The 21,143-nt window shown below is 44.9% G+C and carries 25 protein-coding genes and 1 pseudogene; 9 read left to right on the top strand and 17 right to left on the bottom strand.

Annotated features, from left to right (window positions below):
• The 8 genes from J7M13_05600 to J7M13_05635 form a co-directional block, all read right to left on the bottom strand.
• Positions 1–704, bottom strand: a 704-nt coding sequence (locus J7M13_05600) for a 50S ribosome-binding GTPase (protein ID MCD6363453.1), incomplete at its 3' end; no start/stop codon positions are given.
• Positions 697–954 carry a DUF4911 domain-containing protein gene (locus J7M13_05605; GenBank protein MCD6363454.1) on the bottom strand — a complete coding sequence of 86 codons (258 nt, stop codon included), beginning with the start codon at positions 952–954 and terminating at the stop codon, positions 697–699. The genes J7M13_05600 and J7M13_05605, both read right to left, overlap by 8 nt.
• Entirely contained in the window at positions 902–1,909 is a 1,008-nt protein-coding gene (gene mltG, locus J7M13_05610) for an endolytic transglycosylase MltG (protein MCD6363455.1), read from the bottom strand. The genes J7M13_05605 and mltG overlap by 53 nt, the downstream gene beginning before the upstream one ends.
• 6 nt (positions 1,910–1,915) lie before the next feature.
• A complete protein-coding gene (locus J7M13_05615) occupies positions 1,916–2,512 on the bottom strand; it encodes a DUF445 family protein (protein ID MCD6363456.1) in 597 nt (198 codons plus the stop codon).
• Between the two features lie 6 nt (positions 2,513–2,518).
• Positions 2,519–2,890 carry a dihydroneopterin aldolase gene (gene folB / locus J7M13_05620; protein MCD6363457.1) on the bottom strand — a complete coding sequence of 124 codons (372 nt, stop codon included), beginning with the start codon at positions 2,888–2,890 and terminating at the stop codon, positions 2,519–2,521.
• 60 nt (positions 2,891–2,950) lie between these two features.
• Complete coding sequence (locus J7M13_05625; GenBank protein MCD6363458.1) at positions 2,951–3,130, bottom strand: ferredoxin; 180 nt, start codon at positions 3,128–3,130, stop codon at positions 2,951–2,953.
• A gap of 94 nt (positions 3,131–3,224) precedes the next feature.
• Positions 3,225–4,517: a nucleotide sugar dehydrogenase gene (locus tag J7M13_05630; GenBank protein MCD6363459.1), complete on the bottom strand. Its 1,293-nt coding sequence runs from the start codon at positions 4,515–4,517 to the stop codon at positions 3,225–3,227.
• 4 nt (positions 4,518–4,521) lie between these two features.
• Complete coding sequence (locus J7M13_05635; GenBank protein ID MCD6363460.1) at positions 4,522–6,645, bottom strand: HD-GYP domain-containing protein; 2,124 nt, start codon at positions 6,643–6,645, stop codon at positions 4,522–4,524.
• A 75-nt stretch (positions 6,646–6,720) separates the two neighbouring features.
• Here J7M13_05635 and J7M13_05640 point away from each other — a divergent pair, with 75 nt between their 5' ends.
• From J7M13_05640 to J7M13_05675, 8 genes are all read left to right on the top strand, one after another.
• The gene (locus tag J7M13_05640; protein ID MCD6363461.1) at positions 6,721–7,053 is read left to right on the top strand and encodes a helix-turn-helix transcriptional regulator; all 333 of its coding nucleotides are present in this window, start codon (positions 6,721–6,723) and stop codon (positions 7,051–7,053) included.
• The gene (locus tag J7M13_05645) at positions 7,050–7,646 is read left to right on the top strand and encodes an ImmA/IrrE family metallo-endopeptidase (protein ID MCD6363462.1); all 597 of its coding nucleotides are present in this window, start codon (positions 7,050–7,052) and stop codon (positions 7,644–7,646) included. Before J7M13_05640 ends, J7M13_05645 begins: the two co-directional genes overlap by 4 nt.
• A gap of 122 nt (positions 7,647–7,768) precedes the next feature.
• Positions 7,769–8,404, top strand: a complete 636-nt coding sequence (locus J7M13_05650) for a 4Fe-4S binding protein (protein ID MCD6363463.1) — start codon at positions 7,769–7,771, stop codon at positions 8,402–8,404.
• Positions 8,405–8,419: 15 nt separating this feature from the next.
• Positions 8,420–10,318 carry an anaerobic carbon-monoxide dehydrogenase catalytic subunit gene (gene cooS / locus J7M13_05655; protein MCD6363464.1) on the top strand — a complete coding sequence of 633 codons (1,899 nt, stop codon included), beginning with the start codon at positions 8,420–8,422 and terminating at the stop codon, positions 10,316–10,318.
• The gene (locus J7M13_05660; protein ID MCD6363465.1) at positions 10,315–11,100 is read left to right on the top strand and encodes an AAA family ATPase; all 786 of its coding nucleotides are present in this window, start codon (positions 10,315–10,317) and stop codon (positions 11,098–11,100) included. The genes cooS and J7M13_05660 overlap by 4 nt, the downstream gene beginning before the upstream one ends.
• A gap of 3 nt (positions 11,101–11,103) precedes the next feature.
• Entirely contained in the window at positions 11,104–11,583 is a 480-nt protein-coding gene (locus tag J7M13_05665) for an NAD(P)H-dependent oxidoreductase subunit E (protein MCD6363466.1), read from the top strand.
• Positions 11,580–13,262 carry an SLBB domain-containing protein gene (locus J7M13_05670; protein ID MCD6363467.1) on the top strand — a complete coding sequence of 561 codons (1,683 nt, stop codon included), beginning with the start codon at positions 11,580–11,582 and terminating at the stop codon, positions 13,260–13,262. The genes J7M13_05665 and J7M13_05670 overlap by 4 nt, the downstream gene beginning before the upstream one ends.
• Complete coding sequence (locus J7M13_05675; protein MCD6363468.1) at positions 13,259–14,050, top strand: (2Fe-2S)-binding protein; 792 nt, start codon at positions 13,259–13,261, stop codon at positions 14,048–14,050. The genes J7M13_05670 and J7M13_05675 overlap by 4 nt, the downstream gene beginning before the upstream one ends.
• On the opposite strand, the gene J7M13_05680 is transcribed toward J7M13_05675, so the two are convergent.
• From J7M13_05680 to J7M13_05710, 7 genes and pseudogenes are all read right to left on the bottom strand, one after another.
• Positions 14,016–14,228, bottom strand: a complete 213-nt coding sequence (locus J7M13_05680; GenBank protein MCD6363469.1) for a hypothetical protein — start codon at positions 14,226–14,228, stop codon at positions 14,016–14,018. The two genes, J7M13_05675 and J7M13_05680, sit on opposite strands and share 35 nt — an antisense overlap.
• Positions 14,221–14,739 carry a hypothetical protein gene (locus J7M13_05685; GenBank protein ID MCD6363470.1) on the bottom strand — a complete coding sequence of 173 codons (519 nt, stop codon included), beginning with the start codon at positions 14,737–14,739 and terminating at the stop codon, positions 14,221–14,223. Before J7M13_05685 ends, J7M13_05680 begins: the two co-directional genes overlap by 8 nt.
• Positions 14,721–15,452, bottom strand: coding sequence for an ABC transporter permease (locus J7M13_05690; protein MCD6363471.1), 732 nt, complete (start codon positions 15,450–15,452; stop codon positions 14,721–14,723). The genes J7M13_05685 and J7M13_05690 overlap by 19 nt, the downstream gene beginning before the upstream one ends.
• A 10-nt stretch (positions 15,453–15,462) precedes the next feature.
• Positions 15,463–16,186: pseudogene (locus J7M13_05695) on the bottom strand (ABC transporter permease).
• Positions 16,183–17,694, bottom strand: coding sequence for an ABC transporter substrate-binding protein (locus J7M13_05700; protein MCD6363472.1), 1,512 nt, complete (start codon positions 17,692–17,694; stop codon positions 16,183–16,185). Before J7M13_05700 ends, J7M13_05695 begins: the two are co-directional and overlap by 4 nt.
• A 280-nt stretch (positions 17,695–17,974) precedes the next feature.
• Complete coding sequence (locus J7M13_05705) at positions 17,975–18,160, bottom strand: hypothetical protein (protein MCD6363473.1); 186 nt, start codon at positions 18,158–18,160, stop codon at positions 17,975–17,977.
• A gap of 32 nt (positions 18,161–18,192) precedes the next feature.
• Positions 18,193–18,537, bottom strand: a complete 345-nt coding sequence (locus J7M13_05710) for a cupin domain-containing protein (protein ID MCD6363474.1) — start codon at positions 18,535–18,537, stop codon at positions 18,193–18,195.
• 130 nt (positions 18,538–18,667) lie between these two features.
• Between J7M13_05710 and J7M13_05715 the strand changes: the two genes are divergently transcribed.
• Positions 18,668–19,639: a threonine/serine dehydratase gene (locus J7M13_05715; protein MCD6363475.1), complete on the top strand. Its 972-nt coding sequence runs from the start codon at positions 18,668–18,670 to the stop codon at positions 19,637–19,639.
• Here the strand turns inward: J7M13_05715 and J7M13_05720 are convergent.
• Entirely contained in the window at positions 19,636–20,640 is a 1,005-nt protein-coding gene (locus J7M13_05720) for an AAA family ATPase (protein MCD6363476.1), read from the bottom strand. The genes J7M13_05715 and J7M13_05720 overlap by 4 nt on opposite strands.
• Positions 20,641–20,769: 129 nt before the next feature.
• Positions 20,770–20,949: a hypothetical protein gene (locus J7M13_05725; protein MCD6363477.1), complete on the bottom strand. Its 180-nt coding sequence runs from the start codon at positions 20,947–20,949 to the stop codon at positions 20,770–20,772.
• Between the last annotated feature and the right edge of the window lie 194 nt (positions 20,950–21,143).

A 21,143-nucleotide genomic window follows, 5' to 3' on the forward strand; every position in this document is an offset into this window, starting at 1 on the left:
CTTCCCTCTCTTAGTAAGAAAACCTTGCCCGAAAGCTTCTTAGAGGGTATAACCCTTTTCTGGCAATTTGAGCAAAGGATATCGTAAAGTCTCCCTTCTGGAACTATCCCAGGCGTATCGAGAAAAACAGTTCCATCAGGAAGAGATCTCTCAACAATGTCAATCGTTGTCCCGGGCCACGGGGAGATAGTTATATCTGTATCACCCAAAAGACGACCAACGAGACTGCTCTTTCCCACGTTGGTAGCTCCCATAAAGGCTATCCTTCTGCCGGGAAACGCAAACATCAGCTCATCCCAGAAACTTTTCAATCCCAATCCCTTTCGCGCGGAAATGAGAAAAAGCTTTCTCGTCCATCCCATTTCCTCAACGATCCATCTCGAAAGCTCCTCCTTAGAAAAGGGAAGAAGGTCCGTCTTGTTAACAACGAGCCAAATCTTCTCCACATTTTCGAACCTATCAATGAGCCAGCTTCCCTCTATATCAACCGCATCCACTATAAAACACACAAGATCCACGCTTTTAGAGATCTCATCAAAAGGAAAATCCCCCGCTGAAACGCTTTTAAAATCACCATAATGCTTTATCCTGAAGCATCGCTGGCACAGCTGAGCAGTTTCCATTTTCTCCGGAGGGACATAACCCGCTCTTCCAGGATCATCAGACTGCAGTAAAGCCCCGCATCCCAAACACCTTCTACTCATCGATCTCCTCTATATCTATTCCCTCCTTCCTCAAGCCCTCTATAACCTTCATGCATATCAGCAAACATGATGGTGTAGTATTAAGCACGATTTTTCCCTCACGAGGATCAAGCGTCCTTATCTCGCCTATCTCAGGGTAGCATTGAAAGATAGACGAGACGTAATATATATCCCTATAGTTAAGCCTAAATTTCCTATTAACGAGATCCCTGTCGGGTTTTACGCAGATATTTAGCTTTCGCTCTGACATGTTCTCGATACGTTCTCGAAAAGTGGTGCTCTCCGTTCCCCTTACTAACGAAGTAGAGATAATTAACCTTCGCCGGGAAAAACGCCGCCCTGATAGCCCTCTCCCCAGGATTACATATGGGACCTGGCGGTAACCCCTTATGAATATAAGTGTTATATGGAGAGTCTATCTTAAGATCCTCCAGCGTTAAACGTTCCTTTCTTTCAGGTAAGAGATATTCAACCGTTGCGCACGATTGAAGCTTCATCCCTCGCTTCAACCTGTTATAGAAGACCGCCGATATGAGAGGATATTCTTCCGGTTTCATGGCTTCCTTCTCAACAATCGAAGCAAGCGTTATAACCTGGTGAAATTTTAACCCAAGCTTCGGAAGCTGCCTCAGCATTCCAGAAGTGATCGCCCTCTCGAAAGCCCTAAGCATCGTGCTTATAACCATCTTAGGGGAGCTTCCCTTAGGGAAATAGTATGTCTCGGGGAAAAGATACCCCTCAAGACTCGATGAGGGAATATACGGTGCATATTTAAACCTAAGGAGTCGTTTTCCGTTCGAAACGAGTTTTAAAAATTCCTTATCTGAAGATATGACTCCCCTCTTAAGGAAGAGATCCGAGATTTCTCGCGCAGTTAAACCCTCATGTACAGTTACTTTCTCAAGCTGGGGCTTTTTCTCCAAAGCTGATATGGCTCCACAGATACTCATACCCTTCCTTAAAATATATCTCCCAGCTCGTAGAACGAAATGCTTCCTCTTAAGCTCTTCCAGAAATATATCTGCTCTCGCTATAACACCTCTTCTTTCAAGCTGCTCCGCAAGCGAAGAGAAACCCGTTCCCGGATACACATATATTTCCACCTCTCTCCCCTTAGGTGGAAAAGGAAAACCCTTGAGAGTCAAAGGGGAAAAAAGCGGATAGAGGAAAAGAAAAACTGCTACCCCCAAAATCAAAACTTTCAAAAGCAATCACCCCAAGATTTTCAGCAGAAGAATTTGCAATAAACCAACAAAAAAGCCCAATGCCCCGCCTGCTATCTCAACGAATCTTAGCTCCCGAGATGCTACCCGTCTTACTACCGTCTCAAGCTCCTTAAGATCAAACGAATTAACCTTACTTTCAACAAGCTCTTTCACGCTCAACCGCTCGAGAATTTCTCCCTTTATTTCCTTGCGTATTTCAGGAACAGCCTTACGTATCTCCTTCTCAATCCACCCCCTCACAAAATATGAGAGCTGATTCAACCATCTCTCGGGTATCCATGAGGGATAAACAGAGGTCATCCTTCTCTCGAGTAAAGACAAAACTCTATGAACTAAAATATCCTCGACTTCCTTACTCTCAAGCTCTGCCCAAATATCATCCTTTGATAAAAGCTCTTCTTCGACAACCTTACCCAGCGCCTTAGCTATAGCCTTCCTTCTCTTAGGCAAAACACCCTGAATTTCAACCCTGAAAAAGGGAATCCTCACGGGATCATAAGGCTTAAACAGCAGATGTATCGCAATAACATTCGTTATCCACCCTACAAAGGCGGCAACGAAAGGCAGGAAAACGTACTTCATTTAAGATTACATCTCTTCTCTCCCTAATGAAACCTCAGCCTCAGCATAATCAACTATACCACTAACGAGAAGCTGAGGCCTTTTAACGCGAACCAGTGCTTCATCAATAAAATCAAACTTTTCGAGGAACTCTCTTGCTATTTTAAACGCGAGTGTTTCTGTAAGGTAATACTTATGAGTCGTAACGAACTCGCGGGCTATCTCATATATCTTTTTGGGGGAAACGCTCAAAGCAGGATCATCCTCCTTAGTTGCTCTCTCAAGATCCATATAAAGCTCAACATCTACGAGAAACTTTTGCCCAAGCTCCCGCTCTACCTCCATCGTCCCATGAAATCCATAGAAAAGCATTCCCTTAACTGCAATCTTCCCCCTCACGTGGTATCCCTCCTTCGCAAAGATAACCGAGTTAAGGGCGGGGATCAACCCGCCCTTAACTTACTCGATTGTAATGGCCCCAACGGGACAGTTATCAGCTGCTTCCTGAGCGCAATCCGCCCCTTCCGGTTTTATGACCTTTGCCTTCCCTTCCGCCTCATCCATCTCAAAAACTTCCGGGCAGAGCTGAGCACACACGCCACACCCTATGCACTCATCAGTATTGATCTTTACGGTCATAGAAAGCACCCCCCTTACCGAAAAAAAATAGGTTAAGAGATTCAAATGAAACTATACTACAACACCCTTAACTTTTCAAGCTTTCGTCAATCGATCACAGAGAAATGTAGTGGAAACCCTCCCTTTTAGCCTCTTCCTCGTTAAAAAACCATCTAACATCGAACATCACAGGCTTTGGACTCGAAAGACAAAGCTTTCTAAGATAGGTCAGCGAAACCTCTCTAAAAGCGCGATGAGGAACTGCCAGAAGTATGCTACAAAAACCTCCCTTAAGCTCATCAGCACTTGAAACCATTTCAAAGTGACCATATTCTCTAAAAGCATCTTCTCTATCAACAAGAGGATCCCAAACAACGGGCTTTAAGGCAAATTCCTCAAGCTCGCTTACTATGTCCATAACTCTCGTGTTTCTGAAATCCCTCACGTTCTCCTTAAAAGCAAACCCCATGATTAAAACCCTTGCGCCCTTAAGAACGTGATTTAATTTCACAAGCTCTTTAACGAGCTCTCCTGCTACATATTTCCCCATTCCATCATTTACCCTTCTGCCGGCAAGTATAAGCTCCGGATGATGTCCTACCTCTTGAGCTTTATATGTTAGATAGTATGGATCCACGCCTATACAGTGCCCTCCTACCAATCCGGGATAGAACTTCAGGAAATTCCACTTGGTAGATGCCGCCTCGAGGACATCCTTAATCGGGATACCCATCGTGCGGAAAAGCATGGCAAGCTCGTTCATCAAAGCTATATTCAAATCCCTTTGAACATTCTCTATTACCTTTGCCGCCTCAGCCACCCTTATTGATGAAGCCTTAAAGATTCCTGCCTTTATAATTCTTCCATATATTTCCGCGAGCAGGTCGGTCACCTCAGGGGTATCTCCTGCCACCACCTTGACTATCCTATCGAGGGTGTGCTCCTTATCACCCGGGTTAACCCTCTCAGGGGAATATCCCACATGAAAGTCCACAAGGTGCCTTAAACCAGATCCATTCTCAAGTATCGGAACGCATATCTCTTCAGTAACACCCGGGTAAACCGTTGACTCGTAAACGACTATCGATTCCCTTTTTAAAACCCTTGAGACCATCTCAGATGCCATTTTCACCAAAGATAGATCCGGAATCTTATGCTCATCTATGGGCGTTGGAACCGTTATTATAAAAAGATTCCTGTCCCGCAGATCATCAAGGTGAGTGGTAAATTTAACCCCCGATCTTAAAATTTTTTCCCTTGAAACTTCCCCTGCCCTATCTATCCCCTCCTTAAGCTCCTTTATCCTGCGTTCTGATAGATCAAAGCCCACAACGTCAAAGCCCTCCTCGGAAAAGGATACAGCGAGGGGCAGACCCACATAGCCTAAACCCACTATGCCAATTTTCATTTTCCTATACTCCCCCCGTTTCCTTAATCATATCTATAAAAATATCGGTCAACTTGGGATCTACCTGGCTTCCCTTGCCTTTCTCAAGCTCTCTTATAGCCTCTTCCACGCTTTTTCTCCTCCTGTAAATCCTATCGCTAGTCATGGCATCAAAAGCATCTGCAAGGGCTATTATTCTCGCCCATAAGGGAATTTCCTCTCCCTTCAATCCATCAGGATAGCCCTTACCATCCCATCTTTCATGATGATGTTTTACAGCAGGAGCGAGATCCCTTAAAGCAGAGGATTCCCTCACAAGTCTCTCGCTTAAAACAGGGTGCTTCTTTATCTTCTCAAATTCCTCTGGAGAGAGCCTTCCTGGCTTATTCAGAACGGCATCGGGAACGCCAAGTTTACCAACATCGTGAAGAATTCCCGCCCACATTACCTTCTCAACTTCCTCGTGAGAAAGACCAAGTCTCTTGGCAAGCTCCGAAGCCAGCTTGGCAACCCTCTCACTATGCCCCGCAGTGTAGGGATCGCGAAGTTCGAGACTTCTAACGAGCACCGATATAACCTCAAGATAAAAGCGCCTCTCCTCTCTTAAAAGCTCCTTTAAGGTAACGAAGCTAGAGATAAGCTTTCCAAAAACCTTTATAAATCTGATGGAAGCCTGTGAAAACTCCATTTCCTCCTTTGTGGTATCAAGAAATATACCTCCATAATATTTAGCCCTGAAAAATAGCCCTACGCAAAGCGTCTTCTTGATATCCGACGATCCAATGGATTTCAGAAAAGCCTTTACCTTCTCATCTTTGGTTTTCTCCGCTATTTTATCTATTACCCTAGGTTCCTCACCGGCTAAAACAAGCTGATCCACATCAAATTCAGCCTCAAGCACCCTATCGCTATAGCCAGTCTGTGCCACGCATCTAATCTTCCCATCTCTAACCACATAGATGCTCCCTCGATCAGCCTCAGGCACGAAGCGCATTGCGGCGGAAAGAACCTCCTCCATAAATCTCTTTTCCTCAACCCACGGATCGAACAGCAAAAGAACATCAGCGAGCCTCATTAATCTCTCATTGGTCTCTGAAAGCCTCCTAACATGAAGATCTATGCTCTCAACGAGCGAGGAGATAGCCTCCTCAAGCTTGGCTATCTCCTGCGGAATTTCTCCACTATACCCTGATCGCTCCCATTCGAACTTCCCCCTCGATAAAATTGCTCCTACCTTCCGTTCAAGCGACTCTATCGGAGAAACGATCTCGCTTATAACCCTCTTAGAAAGAAGAGCGGAAGAGAGAAACACCATGAGCATCGCCAGAATCATGCCCGTTATGGTCCGAAAAATTATCAGGGGCAAAGCAGTCTTATGGAAGAGAACGACTAAAACGATTCTTCTTCTCTCATCCAAAGGTATATAAATCTTCTCTTCGCTCCAGCTCACCTTAAGCCTCTTAATATTCCGGCTATTCAAAGCCCTACGTGCGAGCTCGAGATCTTTCTCTGATCCATCATCATAACCACCCAAAACTTGGACAAGCTTAACATCATCTATAAAGGAATACCTCGCTTTCAAACCGGATATAAATTCAGGAAGCGTGGGGATATCAAAAGCCTCAAGGAAGTCCCTCATATCGAAAGTGATCGCAAGAATATAATCGCCCTTTCTCGGAAAGTAAAAATAAGCCCTTTTGAAGAAAGAGAGCTCGGTCTTCTTCACCTCTCCCCGCTTAACTTTTCCCTTTACAAAGGTCATTAACGATTCCGAAGGCATCTTTCCTGGATAGAGCGAGTTAATTAATCTTCCCCCTTGATCGAATACAAACAGGCTAAATTTAAACCTAAAAAATTCCCTCAGCTTTCCTAAGTTAGCCTTCTTTGGACCACCCGATACATCAATTAAGGAGGAAGCCATGGGCAAAAAAGCCCTCATATCTATATCAACTTTATCCTCCACCCTCGCGACATCCCTTAGATATTCACGCATCATATCCGCAACGACGCCAGATATGAGCCTCGTCGTCCTTTCTCCATAACTCTCATAATTCATGTAGACGACGATGGCAACAGCGCCAAAGAAGAGCAAAAAAGCCATGAGAAAGACTTTAAAAAACGTCTTTAAGAGCAAATCCCTTATCTTCAAGAAGCCCACCTGCCCGATGAAAAGTATACCACACTTTTGCTATAATAAAATCGCGAGAGGAGGCGAGACAGAAACATGGATATAGGAAGAAAGATAAAACGGTTAAGAAAAGAGAAAAAGCTTACGCTACAGGAGCTATCAAAGAGGAGTGGGGTATCCCCCGGATATATCTCGATGTTAGAGCGAGGATTTAAAAAATCCCCAACGCTTGAGATCCTCAAAAAGCTAGCAAAGGGACTTGACATAAAGTTATCTGAGCTCATAGGAGAGGAGATAATCGAGTTCGAGCAGGATGAGAGAACGAAAGCTCTCCTAAGAGCAGCAGACGAGCTCTCAAAGCTCGATCTTGATTCCTTAGAAAGCCTGCTTAAGGCAATAAGGGAGATAAAAAAGCGCGACGGTAGATGAGCCTACCCGTAGACTTAGAAAGGATAGCACACAGGCTCGGAATAGTTCTCATCCCTTATGATTTTCCTCCCAGCATATCCGGAATGGCTTACGTCGGGCGCAGAAAGTTTGTGCTTTACAATCAGAATCACCCATTACCAAGACGCAGATTCACCATAGCTCATGAGATATACCATATAGAGAAACATATGCATGATGGAAAAACATCCCTTAATAAAGGCAATATCGAAAAGGAGGCTAACGCGGGAGCAGCGAGAATCCTATTACCATATAGAGACCTAAAGGCCCACCTTAAGGATCCTCGATGGCTTTATGATTTATCCGCTCTTGCGAGAAAGGCAATAGTGTCCCCGATAACGCTGGTCAGAAGAGTCCACGAGATTAAATTTGCCTCAATATCCCTTTTCGAGCTGAAGCTGAGAGAAAACGTCCTCTGCGTCAGAAGACTGGTAGGAGAACCATTTTCCATGCCTGGGTGGACTGCCCTCCTAGAGGGCGCGCGGGGTAGAGAGTTCTTTCTGAAAAAGAACGAGCTTCTTTACCGATTCTCGAACTACGGCAGAGCTCATCTCCTCTATGTTTATCCCCTTTAGCCTCATCACTGTGGCACTATCTTCTGTAATTATGTTATCAATTAAGCTTATACTTCATATTGAAATTCCATTTCAGTTATGTTATTTTAATCTTGGAAGGCTCTACAAAGGGGGTGAAGCTAATGGCATCTTCCAGCGGTGATCCTGAGAGACTAATGATCTATATAAACCCCGAAAGATGCATGGGCTGTAAATCCTGCGAGATAGCTTGTGCGATTGACCACTCTTCGAGCAAGAACCTCTTCGAAGCGATCTTCGAATCGCCTCTGCCGAAAGCAAGAACTAAGGTAATAGTAGCAGACCTCTTTAATGTGCCAATGAGGTGCCAGCATTGTGAGGATGCACCTTGCATAAATGTATGCCCCACAGGTGCGATAGCAAAAACCCCTGAGGGATTCGTTTCACTGAAAACGGAAAAGTGCATAGGATGCTTGATGTGCGTCTTAGCCTGTCCCTTTGGGCATCCAAGATACGAATCAGAGTACAAGTCGGTCCTTAAATGTGAATTCTGCGCCGATAGAGTCAGAGAAGGAAGGCTTCCTGCCTGCGTTGAGGCGTGTCCAACTGGAGCGCTTCTCTTTGGAACCGTCGAGGAAATAATGGATGAGATTAAAAAGGAAAGCGCTGAGAGGCTCGTCCAGGGATTAAAGACTCCCGAGGTTGTGCTCGTTAAAGCGGAGCCCGCCAAGGGCGAGACGCCTACGGGAGTCAAACCAACTGATGTTTACTTAGCCTACTTAAAGGTAAAGTGGTACTAAAAGGAGGTGTCCTCAGTGAAAGATTACATAAGGTATAAAGTAGCCTCCAAGGGGGTATCGATAACGAAAAACGTGAGCAACTTAATAGAAAAGGCAGAGGAAGACGGCGTTAAGACCGTATGGCATAGATTCTTAGAACAGCAACCGCAATGTGGATTCGGACAGCTTGGGATATGCTGCAGAAACTGCGCCATGGGACCATGTAGAATCGATCCCTTTGGATCAGGACCAAACAGGGGAATATGCGGAGCAAGTGCTGACACAATAGTTGCGAGAAATATACTAAGGATGATAGCCGCTGGAGCTGCAGCACATAGCGACCATGCAAGAGATGTAAATCATGTTTTTAAGATGACCGCGAAAGGTGAAACTCCATACTATCGCCTGACAGACACGGAAAAGCTTGAAACCCTTGCCAAGGCTCTCGGCGTGGAAGTAGATGGAAAAAGCTCAAGCGAGGTCGCAATTGAGGTTGCAGAAATACTGGAGAGGGAATTCGGAAAGCAGGATGATGAACCTCTAAGGCTTCTTATGGGGCTCGCTCCCAAGAAGAGGATAGAGGTTTGGGAAAAGCTCGGTGTACTCCCAAGAGCCATAGATAGGGAGATATGCGAATGCATGCACAGAACTCACATAGGCGTAGATGCTGATCCTGCAAGTCTTCTCCTTCACGGCGTCAGGACTTCCCTAAGTGATGGATGGAGCGGATCAATGATGGCAACTCTCCTAAGCGATATTCTCTTTGGAACCCCTAAGCCCTTAAAATCTACAGCTAATTTGGGAGTTCTTAAGGAAAACATGGTCAATATTATTCTTCACGGACACAATCCCATCCTCTCTGCAAAGATAGCAGAAATAGCCGAAAGCGATGAAATGCAGGAGTTAGCCAGGAAAAACGGAGCTGAAGGGGTAAACGTTGCCGGAATGTGCTGTACCGGCAATGAAATCCTCATGAGAATGGGAGTCCCGCTTGCAGGAAATATGCTTATGCAGGAGCTTGCCATCATAACCGGCGCTGTAGAAGCAATGATAGTTGACTATCAGTGCATCATGCCCGCTGTGGTCGATGTTGCAGGATGCTATCATACCAAGATCATAACAACAGAACCCAAGGGGCACATCCCAGGAGCTATGCACATAGAGTTTCATCCCGAGAAGGCGGATGAAATAGCCACAGAGATAATAAAAACTGCCATAGAGAATTACAAAAATAGAATAAAGGAAAGGATTTTTATACCGAAGGAGAAGATGGAGCTCATGGCAGGATTTAGCGTAGAAGCGATATTGAGTGCACTCGGGGGAACGCTCGAGCCTCTCATCAACCTGATAAAAGATGGCACCATTAAAGGTGTAGTTGGAATAGTTGGATGCAATAACCCGAAAGTTATCCACAACAATAGCCATGTAACCTTAACCAAAGAGCTCATAAAGAGAGATATCCTCGTTGTTGGAACCGGATGCTGGGGTATAGCTGCCGCAATGCATGGGCTTCTCAACGTGGGAGCTGTGGAGGAAGCAGGCCCCGGACTTAAGAAGGTCTGCGAAAGCTTAAGCATCCCGCCATGTCTCCACATGGGATCATGCGTGGATTGCTCAAGGATACTCATAGCCCTTGGAGCCATGGCGGAGGCTATCGGTGTTGATATCTCTGAACTTCCAGCTGCAGGATCTGCCCCTGAGTGGATGAGTGAGAAGGCGGTATCCATAGGAACCTATTTCGTGGCAAGCGGAGTCTTTACTCACCTCGGTGTGATACCGCCCGTCTTAGGAAGCCAGACGGTAACGAAACTCCTAACCGAGGATATAGAGAGCCTCATTGGAGGAAAGTTCTATGTGGAACCAGATCCAGTGAAAGCAGCAGAGACCATTTACGCCTTTATTCTGGAAAAGAGGAAGAAGCTGGGACTCTCATGAGAATACTGGTAGCAGGAAAGGGCGGGGTCGGTAAAACAACCGTCTCCGCCCTTCTCGCATACGAGCTCGCGGAAAAAGGATACAGCGTGCTCGCGCTTGACACAGATTCCGTTCCCAATCTTGCACAGAGCCTTGGCATTCCCTATGAAGAAGCAGAAAAAATTATTCCCCTTTCCAAAAACGAAGAACTTGCTGAGAAAAGAACTGGAGCCCGTCCTGGTGAAGGATGGGGAACCCTCTTCTCGTTAACGCCGAAGGTTAACGATATAGCAGACTCATATGGATTGAGAATTTCTAAGAACCTTAATCTTGTTGTAGTAGGAAGCATAGATCAAGGCAAAGAAGGCTGTCTTTGCCCCGCCATAGCCCTCGCGAGAGCCTTTCTTAGGCATGTTCTGTTGAAAAAGGGAGAGGTAATTGTCGTAGACTGTGAAGCAGGAGCCGAGGTTTTTGGAAGAGGACTTGCTGAAAAGTTTGATGTCATGCTTTGCATCTCTGAACCAACTTATAAGTCTCTGAGAATCGCCAGAAAGCTCCTCAAAATGGGAAGAGAGCTTTCCATTTTAAGAAGCTTTCTCGTTATAAATAAGGTTCAAGACGAAATCATAGAAAGTTTATATGAGCGTGTCTTTAAAAATGATAACATTCCTCTCCTCGCTCTTCCGTTTGATGCGGAACTTAGGCGCTGTGAGGAAGCCGAGGGCGGGGTAAATTCCCTACCGAGGGAAACTCCCCTTAGAAAAGGAATTGAAAAAATCGTCAGTGAGATAATGGAGGGATAAAAGATGTCCCAGGAACCAATAGAAGAAAAAATCGATGAAATCATATCGAGATACCCATCTCCCACGGGAAGGGTCCTAAGCGTACTCGAAGATATTCAAGAAGTTGAGGGGTATCTTTCTAAGGAAGCGCTAAAACTACTTTCCAAAAAGCTCAAGATTCCACTCGCTAATCTATACAGTTTAGCCACTTTCTACTCCTTCTTTAACCTCAAAGCGGTGGGAACCTACACCATCACGGTATGTATGGGAACCGCATGCCACGTTAAAGGAGCGCCGAGGGTCCTCGAGACACTGAAGAAACTGCTGGGAATAGATGAAGGAGAGACAACATCCGACGGAAGCTTCACGCTAAGCGCAGCGAGATGCTTTGGAGCGTGCAGTATAGCCCCCGTCATAAAGATAAACGATAGGGTATACGGACACATAACACCGGAGATGCTACCATCTATACTTAAGATATATGGGTGGCGAGAGAAAAAATGAGAATAACAGGCAGAACCGATCTTAATGCGGTGAAACAAAAAGGGCTTAAAAAGCTTCTCTGCGATAAGGTAAGGATCGCGGTGGGATTTGCTACATGTGGAATAGCTACTGGAGCAGACGAGATCTTCAAAACGCTGAGTAAATCTCTCGTAAACGCTAAGGAGAGGGTATCTCTCAAGAAGGTTGGATGCATAGGCTATTGCAAGGAAGAGCCCATAATAACGGTAAGATTTCCCGGAAAGCCTATTCTGCTCTTCCCAAGAGTCTCTCCTGAGAAAGCTGCAAAGTTAGCGGAAGGCGTGCTCGCTGGGAAAATCTCCCCTGAAGGAGCCCTTTGCAGGATAGATAGCTGGGATCATGTTATAACCAAGATAAGCTATGGAGATGGATTCGGAGAAATACCACGCTATGAGGATATCCCATTTTTTAAATATCAGAGAAAACTCATCTTGAGAAATGCGGGAATTATAGACCCAGAGGATATAGAGGAATACATAGCCGTGGGAGGATACAGCGCGCTGATCAAAGCACTTACGGAAATGACACCGAGCGAGATAATCGATGAGGTTAAAAAATCGGGCTTAAGAGGAAGGGGAGGAGCGGGATTCCCAACGGGACTTAAGTGGGAAATAACCGCACAAGAGAAGGTCGAGACCAAGTACCTGATATGCAACGCCGACGAGGGAGATCCAGGAGCTTACATGAACAGGAACGAAATGGAAAGCGATCCCCACTCTCTTATAGAGGGCATGATAATTGGAGGATACGCCATAGGAGCGAGGGAAGGAATAATATACATAAGAGCGGAATATCCTCTTGCCGTAAAGAGAATAGAGAAGGCTTTAGAAGAAGCCAGAAAATACGGTTTCCTTGGAGAAAGAATATTGAACACGAGCTTCAGCTTCGACATAAGAATAGTAAAAGGAGCGGGAGCTTTCGTATGTGGCGAGGAAACCGCTCTTATAGCATCAATAGAGGGAGAAACCGGAAGGCCCCGACCAAGACCACCCTTCCCCGCGGAAAAAGGACTATGGGGAAAGCCCACCTGCATCAATAATGTGGAAACCTGGTGCAATATTCCACTAATTATAGCCAAGGGGGGAGATTGGTTCTCCCAGATAGGCACGAGCGGAAACTCCGGAACTAAGGTATTCTCACTTGTAGGTGAAGTAGATAGAGTGGGGCTGGTGGAAGTTCCTTTAGGAACCACATTGAGAACAATCATATTTGACATAGGCAATGGCTCTCCCGAAGGAACAAAGGTTAAAGCGGTTCAGATTGGAGGACCATCAGGAGGATGTGTGCCTGCAAAGCTTTTCGACACTCCCGTTGACTATGAAAGTCTTAAAAGTGCAGGCTCCATAATGGGCTCCGGTGGTATGGTCGTCATGAGCGAAAAAACCTCTATGGTAGAAACGGCAAGATACTTTCTGACCTTCACAAGCGATGAATCATGCGGTAAGTGTACACCATGCCGGGAGGGATTAAAACACATGCTGAACATCCTTGAGAGAATCATAGCGGGCAGAGGCACGAGGGAGGACATAAAAACCCTTGAGGAGCTTGCCCTAACGATTAAAGCAACCTCACTATGCGGTCTCGGTCAAACCGCTCCAAACCCCGTGCTCACGACGCTCAGATACTTTAGAGAGGAGTATGAAAGGAAGATAAAGAGATGAAGGTTAAGATAGTAATAGATGGCAAGCAAATAACAGCCGAAAAGGGAGAAATAATTTTATCCGTGGCGAGAAGAGAGGGTTTCGATATCCCCTCCCTTTGTTTTCACGAGGCATTCGAAAACGGATACGGTGCCTGTAGACTTTGCATCGTAGAAGTTATAAAGGGAAATAGGCCCGGTTTAACAACCTCCTGTACACTTAAAGCGGAAGAGGGGCTTGAAATTCTGACCAGCACTCCTGAAATAGAAAAGCACAGAAGGACTTTGCTTGAGCTTTATTTAGCCCAAGCCCCATCTTCCGACCTAATTAGGGAACTTGCCTCAAGGTACGGCGTTGAGAAAACGCGCTTTCCCAAAAGATTCATCCCGGGGGATCCTCTTGGAAATAAGTGCGTACTTTGCGGACTATGCGTAAGAGTATGCGGAGAGATCATGAACGCTGGAGCCATAAGCTACATAGGAAGGGGAACCTCCACGGAGATAAATACCCCATTTTTCGAGGAAAACCCAGACTGCCTGGGATGTGGAGCATGTGCGCATATCTGCCCTACGGGAGCGATAGACTTAGAAGACATAAATAGCACACGTGTCTTAAAATCTTGGAGCAATACGAAGGTAAAGCTAAAAATATGCGAGATATGCGGAACCCCCTTCTTACCGGAACCCATATGGGGGAAGTTTTCCAACTTGATCGACCGTGAGCTTATCGAAGAGCTTGAGCGAATCTGCCCCGAGTGCAGAAAATCGGTATACGCTAAAAGGTTAACAGCTCTCTTTCAAGCTCCTTAAGCTCCGGATGAACATATCTTCCCTCCTCCAATATCTTAACACCATCTCCTAAAAGGGTGGGGCTAAGGCAAATACCATCTGCGTGGCTTTTTGCGAAACCCGCGCTCCCCTTAAAGCAAGCTCCCTGATTGCCGATGCCCCACTCAAAAGCTTCCCATACCCTTTCATCCTCAAGCACATTTCCGGTTAGAATCGCACCCGGATTGCAACCATAGGAAATATGAGCCAGCGAAAAACATGTTGGGATCATCAAAGCTCCTAAGCCATCCCTCAAATATCCTCGCTTCCTTTCCACCGTAAACCTTAATTACCTTTCCTCTCTCGATATCCATAAATATGGGCTCTTTTAGGAGCCCAAGCTCCTCCGGAGGATAAACGGAACCATCGAAAACGAGCGTTCCGTTTATCGTCTCCTCCACGGGAGCCCAATCTACCTGCCCTATGAGCATATACTCTCCAGGGCCCTGAACCTCTCCCTCAACAAATATGGGTCTTTCTGGATCGTTTTCAAACTCGAGGTCCGTCCCCGCGGGAGTGGTCATTCTCATCTTTCTCGTCTTTAGCGTGATATCAGCGAGCCTTCTCTGGAATTCCGAAAGGAGCGGAACATTTACTCTTCCCACCGTCCTCACGATCATCTCCTTCGTCATGCCAACGAGACACATATACCTTATCTTTCCCCTTTCCATCGCCTTATCATAAGTCCCCAATCAGGAGTGGGAGGTTGCACGCCCAGTCCAAGGAAGCTCAAGGCAGCGACCTCAAGTATCGCAGAACCGATATCCATGGTAGCCTGAACTATCAAGGGAGAAACGGAATTAGGAAGTATGTGCCTTAATATAATCTTTACGCTCCCTATTCCCATGCTCTTCGCGGCTTCGACATAGGGCCTTTCCTTAACCGATATCGCCATTCCCCTCACCAAACGCGTATACCAGGGCCACCAGCTTATCGCAAGAGCCAAAATAGCGCTTATCATTCCCCTACCAATCGTCGAGGCTATAAGAAGAGCCAATAGCAAAGGAGGAAAAGCTAAAAATATATCTGTTATCCTCATTATAACGAGGTCCACCCTGCCTCCAAAGTATCCTGCTACTACCCCTAAGGGAAGCTCTATTAATACCGCAAGTAGCACGACGCTGAAGCCCATTATCATAGATGTGCGAGCTCCATAAATTACCCTGCTTAAAACATCCCTGCCCAAGTGATCCGTCCCGAAAGGATGAGAAACGCTTGGCGGAAGAAGCCTCTCTTCGAGGTTTGGAGCTCCCTTAGCCTGCTCTGGATATGGCGCTATAAGGGGAGCAAAAACCGCTATGGCTACCAGCGAAACTATTACCCAGAAGCCAAGAGCTGATATTCTACTCCTTAAAAGAAGCCTTAGAAAAGTCATCTTATGAATGCCATCTCCCTTAAAGCGTTATTCTTGGATCCAGATAGACCTGTATAAGATCAACGATCAGATTTATAAAGACATAAGCGGTTGCAGCTACGATCGTTACCCCACAAACGGCAGGATAGTCCATGCTCAAGATAGAATTAGCCGCGTATCGCCCAAGTCCCGGCCAGTTAAATATAAGCTCAACCAGAAAGGCTCCAACGAGGGTATAAGCGAACGAGAGCCCCACGGTTATGAGAGCGGGCGCTATGGTGTTCTTAAGGGCATACTTAAAATATATCCTTTGAGGGGAAAGCCCATAGGCATGAGCGGTTCTTATATAGTTTTCTTGAAGAACCTCAACCATCATGGAGCGCACTTGCCTCGTTATAAGTCCCACGGGATAAGCGGCAAGCGTAATGGCGGGAAGAACGATGGTGCTCGCCCTATCCGAGAGAGAAAGAACGCCAAGATACTTAAAGAAAAGAAGCTGGAGTATTATCCCAAACCAGAAAGGAGGAAGTGAAACCCCGCTGACCGCTATAATTCTCGAAAGGTTATTGCTTCCAAAGGGGTTCATCCAGATGGAGCTCCGCTCTCGCCTTTTTTATCGCCTCAACGGTAGGATGAGCGCCGACCCACAAAGCTGCTGAGTCGGCGGGAACCACCCTTGATATAGCAAAAACTATGCTAACAACTCCAAATACTACAACTACAGCGAGAAGCAGTCTATAGAGTATATATTCCCAAAACTTCAACGCTTGTAAAGATCGTAAAAGTAAACTGTTTGAGGATATCCAGGATTAGCCTTAAATCCGCCAATGCTCTTATGAATAACGTATATAGCATCGGGACAATAGAAGAAGATGGAAGGAGCGTCATCCATTAAAATCTCTTCCGCCCTCTTATAAAGTGAGCTCGCGAGGTCTGGATCCACACCCTCAAGCTGAACTGCCTTGTCAATTAGCTTATCAAACTCAGAATTAGAGTAATAGCAGAGATTAAAGTTTATCTCCTTCTCGCTGTGGAACATATTAAAGAGAAAATCGTAGGGCGTAAGATAGGTAGGCCACCAATACATAACGAGGATATCCTGAGCCTTTTGAGGATCGCTCTTCGCCAAAGCCCACTGCTGTTCCCAATTCATGGGCCTTATCTCAAGTTCTATTCCAAGCTTTTCCCACTCAGCCTTTAGAATTTCAGCGACCTTTTTCTCAGCATCATCGCCCTGTGCATAGGTTAGCATAATCTTAAAGCCACCATTGGGATAGCCTGCTTTCCTAAGCAATTCCTTTGCCTTCTCAAGATCATACTTATATCCCTTCATATCCTCAAAATATCCGAACATTCCCTTTGGTATCGGGCAGTTAGCCACGCTCCCATACCCATGAAGTATATATTTAACGATCTTTTTATAAGGCGTCGCATAGCAAAGTGCCTGCCTCACGAGCTTATTGTTCAACGGTTTCTTCTTAGTATTAAGCAAACCATACAGTTCCTGATACGATGGAGACCTATCTACCACCACGTTTGGGTTTTTCTCAAGCTTGGGGACATCGTCCAGGGGCAAATCACGGGCTATATGTATCTGCCCGCTCACTACCATCTGCTCTCTAAGGGAAGCATCTGGCACTATTTTGACAATTGCTATATCAAACTGGTTTTTCTTCCAACCTCCCCAGTACCCCTTAAACTTTCTCATAACTATCTCGGTTTTTGGATCGTACTTAACCAGCATATAAGGACTGCTACCAGCATCGTGTCCCTTATTCAGGTATTCCGCTATCTTTTTATCATCGCCTATCTTGGAAAGCAGCTTGCTATCCATTATATAGGCGCCATATCCAGCAGAAGCTATAAGAGGAAGATCCGCGGGATACCTGAGAGTAAACTTAACCGTATATTTATCGAGAACCTCTACCTTCTTTACCGGGTCCCAGATAAAAGCCGCTCCTCCTTTCATCCTTATAGTTCTGTCAACGGACCACTTAACATCATAAGCAGTGAGCTCGTTTCCGCTATGAAACTTAACCCCTTTTCTTATATGGAATATCCACTCAGTTCCATCCTTATTCGACTTCCATGAAGTAGCAAGCCAAGGTTTCAATCCCTCCGGAGTATACTTAACCAAACACTCATAAAGATTGACGAGTATAACTATGGAATTGGAAAACTCCGTGCTCGGATCGAGGGTTATCATCTCGCTCCCATAGCCGTATATAACGACATTGGTTTTAGCATGGGCATATCCCACCGGCAGAATCATTACCGCAAGGAAAACAAACACGAGGAGGCAAATAAGCCTCTTCCTCAAAAGCCACACCCCCTTAAAAAAGTTCTTTATCTGATTATAGCTTCATTTATTCGTATGCGTTAAGAAAAAAGCTTGAGCCCCGGCTTTCACATCTTAGCCAGGGCTCAGAAAAGCCGCAAACATCTTCTCAGTAGAAGCAGCCTGCTGCTGAGTAACAGATGCTATGTTCTCTATCGCTCGGTTCCCGCCGTACTCCCAAAATGCCCATCGGGCTTAGCAAGGAAAAGCACGCTCAGCTTTTCCCCACCATCTTAAGGTAGCGATCAAAGTCATCCTTCACCTGGCTCCACTTCATCTTATCGACGCTATCCCACGCTGAGATTGCCTCTACCTCACCCACTATACCCTCAAGGTGAACTCCTACCTGATGAGCCCTCGCGTTAACTATCTCAACCCCATCCTCGGATATAAGGCTCATCATCTCATTCTTAAGCCTGTATTTGTAAAATTTTAAACTTTGTTTATTATAGCTATTATTTCTAAAGGCTCATCACTAATGCACTTTACGCCATGACTCTCTCCGCTTCTCGTTATAACGAGATCCCCGGGTTCCACTTCTTTAATCTCACCATTGTCATTAACTTCACCCCTTCCCTTAAGGATAAAATATATTTCCTCATCTCCAAGATGCTGATGATATCCCACAGAGGAACCGGGAGGTATCAAAACATGCATAGCTTTTATAGCACCTTTATCCCTGTCTTCCTTAAAGAAGTAGTTTATGAAGATTTCTCCCTCACCACCTCGAAAATCCCTCTTAACCTCAGAAAGCTTATCAGTGGATTTTATAAGCATTTTTATCTACCTCCTTGACATCATTCTGATATAAAATATATTATACGTTAGTGTTGATATTACCATACTAATAGTCGCCTGCCAATAGTAGCAAGATGTATACTTAATTTTTGGGAGGTGAGAATAAAAAATGAGTCTAAACGTAGAACCCAAGGATATACTTGAAGCTTTTAAGATAATACGCACCTATCTTAGGGAAACCCCATTTGAGTACTCCCCCCTCTTAAGCGAGAGGGTGTGCTCAAGAGTTTTCCTGAAGCTTGAGAACTTTCAGTTAGCGCGATCCTTCAAGGTAAGAGGAGCCTTAAATTTGATGCTCAACATTAGAAGAAAGGAAGGAATAAGCGAGGTAATAACCGCATCAAGTGGAAACCACGCTCAGGGGATAGCATTTGCTGCCAGAGCACTCAACATGAAGGCAACGATAGTCGTTCCAGAAACATGCCCAGAAACGAAGAAAAAAGCCATTAAGCTTATAGGAAGGGAAAACGTTAGGTTGATGGAAGCAGGAAATGTATACGATGAAGCAGAGGAAGAAGCTATAAAAATAGCCTCTAAAAAGGGGGTTCCCTTCGTGCCTCCCGCTGAGCACAGATTGATAATGGCAGGAGCGGGAACCGTGGGGCTCGAGATGATGCTTGAAAACCCAGATCTCAACCTAATACTCGTTCCCGCGGGAGCCGGTGGACTTATCCTCGGAATCGCAACGATCGTTAAGGCATTAAACCCTCAGATAAGAATTTACGGTGTCCAAAGCGAAGCCTCTCCGCCATGGTATTACTCCTGGAAAGCAGGAAAGCTCGTTGAAGTTGAGATAAGAGAATCCTTAGCCGACGGCTTAAGCGGAGGTATAAAAGAAGAAATGCTTGAGTTAGCCAAAACGCGCGTTGATGGCTTTCTACTCGTGAGTGAGGAAGAAATAGCGAATGCAATGAGATATGCTATAACCGAGCTTCACCAGATCGTTGAGGGAGCGGGAGCAGTTGGTTTAGCAGCTATTCTAAGTGGGAAGATAGATGTAAGGGATAAAAGAGTAGGAGTTGTAATAAGCGGAGGCAACGTAGATTCGAAAACCATAACGAGGATCCTAAGCGGAAATTAATTTTCCCCTTTCAATATCTCCCTCACCGCATGCTCATAAAGTCTGTTCTGAAAGCGTATCACCCTGCCTATCGGATCGTAAAAGAGTACCTCCTTCTCGACAAGCTCTTTAACGAGGTCAAGTTTCTCCTCTTCATAATAAAGATTTTCCCCTTTAACCGCTCGCTTCAATATTTCCTTTAGATCCCTTCTTTTCCTTGTCGATTCATATATCCTGGATAAGGTTAACTCATAAAGCTCCTCAATCACTTCCCTCGGGTTCCCTTCGAGCACCTCTTCTAATATCCATGGGACTCCTCCAGCCATTTCGATGACATACTTAGCGTCTTCTTCTGGTAATCCCTCTTCAAGGAGAATTTTCAAGGTTGTTTTATCATCGAAGAAGTCGACAAGATAGAAACGAGATGTGCTTTCAAGGGTTGAATCACTATAAACTCGCTCTATGAAGAAGGTATCTGAGGTCATAACTATCACATGTGAAAGATGAAGCACCTTCGTAAGCCTGACAAAGAAGTTAAATAGCTCGTTTATCAAAGGTCTCTGATTATTAGGACTGTTTAGGTAAACCTCTTTTAGCTTCTGTAACTCGTCAAAAACGAGAACAGGGATCATGCCCTCCTTCCTATCCTTCTCCAATATTCTTCTCATTTCCGAAAAGGGATTAAGCTCTCCCTTCAATATCCTTATCAACTCTCCTCCACTCAGCTCAAAAGCCCCGTAGTTTACCCCAACTACTCCAGAAACAAACTCCAGCATCCTTCTTAACCAACCTTTTTCCTTGAAAAATAGATTTAAAACAGAGTTATATGTGGTAATCGCTTCTTCACGCAAATCATACCAGTAATACTTAAACTTATCCTTGGATAGTTCCTCAACTACTCTTTGAAGAAGCGTGCTCTTCCCGCTTGATTTTGGCCCATAGATAAATAGCAAAGCGTTAGGCTCAGTCTGAAGATACCTCTTAAGCCAATTAAGCTCTCTTTCCCTGTCCCAGAATTTCAAGCAAAACACCTCCTGCTCATTTCAAAAAATATTCTATCATATCTATGCGAAAACCGCAGGGAAAGGGAGCAAAGTAGAAAAAATAATTGAGGGAAGATCATATTCACTATGAGAGGAAGAGAAGAGGGCTTACTCCTTAAGAAAGGATTCTATATCCTCGATACTTCGAGCCCTAATTATAAGCTCACGTATACGCTTAAGCCTTTCAAAATCGCTTATTCTTTTTATACGAAAGAATAAATCTAAAGCCTCCGTTCCAAACTTCAAAACGAGATTAAGCTCTATAATTTCAAGAAGAGCCTTTCTCATTTCCTCCGAGACCCTTCCAGAACCGTTCAAAACCAATATTCTCCCCTCACATAGATATCTTTTACACTATTATAACACAAATTGATCGAAACAAAAACACAAAATCATTAAAAATGTGTTTTCGCAATTATTTATTAAAAAAAAAAAAAAAAAAAAAAAAAAAAAAAAAAAAAAAAAAAAAAAAAAAAAAAAAA

The organism is Synergistota bacterium (assembly GCA_021159885.1).
Lineage (GTDB): Bacteria > Synergistota > GBS-1 > GBS-1 > GBS-1 > AUK310.

Coding starts and splice junctions, on each gene's coding strand:
- J7M13_05605 (MCD6363454.1), bottom strand. CDS start 954: ATGTCAGAGCGAAAGCTAAATATCTGCGTAAAACCCGACAGGGATCTC.
- J7M13_05615 (MCD6363456.1), bottom strand. CDS start 2,512: ATGAAGTACGTTTTCCTGCCTTTCGTTGCCGCCTTTGTAGGGTGGATA.
- J7M13_05625 (MCD6363458.1), bottom strand. CDS start 3,130: ATGACCGTAAAGATCAATACTGATGAGTGCATAGGGTGTGGCGTGTGT.
- J7M13_05630 (MCD6363459.1), bottom strand. CDS start 4,517: ATGAAAATTGGCATAGTGGGTTTAGGCTATGTGGGTCTGCCCCTCGCT.
- J7M13_05640 (MCD6363461.1), top strand. CDS start 6,721: ATGGATATAGGAAGAAAGATAAAACGGTTAAGAAAAGAGAAAAAGCTT.
- J7M13_05645 (MCD6363462.1), top strand. CDS start 7,050: ATGAGCCTACCCGTAGACTTAGAAAGGATAGCACACAGGCTCGGAATA.
- J7M13_05650 (MCD6363463.1), top strand. CDS start 7,769: ATGGCATCTTCCAGCGGTGATCCTGAGAGACTAATGATCTATATAAAC.
- J7M13_05660 (MCD6363465.1), top strand. CDS start 10,315: ATGAGAATACTGGTAGCAGGAAAGGGCGGGGTCGGTAAAACAACCGTC.
- J7M13_05665 (MCD6363466.1), top strand. CDS start 11,104: ATGTCCCAGGAACCAATAGAAGAAAAAATCGATGAAATCATATCGAGA.
- J7M13_05670 (MCD6363467.1), top strand. CDS start 11,580: ATGAGAATAACAGGCAGAACCGATCTTAATGCGGTGAAACAAAAAGGG.
- J7M13_05675 (MCD6363468.1), top strand. CDS start 13,259: ATGAAGGTTAAGATAGTAATAGATGGCAAGCAAATAACAGCCGAAAAG.
- J7M13_05685 (MCD6363470.1), bottom strand. CDS start 14,739: ATGGAAAGGGGAAAGATAAGGTATATGTGTCTCGTTGGCATGACGAAG.
- J7M13_05700 (MCD6363472.1), bottom strand. CDS start 17,694: ATGATTCTGCCGGTGGGATATGCCCATGCTAAAACCAATGTCGTTATA.
- J7M13_05705 (MCD6363473.1), bottom strand. CDS start 18,160: ATGAGCCTTATATCCGAGGATGGGGTTGAGATAGTTAACGCGAGGGCT.
- J7M13_05710 (MCD6363474.1), bottom strand. CDS start 18,537: ATGCTTATAAAATCCACTGATAAGCTTTCTGAGGTTAAGAGGGATTTT.
- J7M13_05715 (MCD6363475.1), top strand. CDS start 18,668: ATGAGTCTAAACGTAGAACCCAAGGATATACTTGAAGCTTTTAAGATA.
- J7M13_05725 (MCD6363477.1), bottom strand. CDS start 20,949: ATGAGAAAGGCTCTTCTTGAAATTATAGAGCTTAATCTCGTTTTGAAG.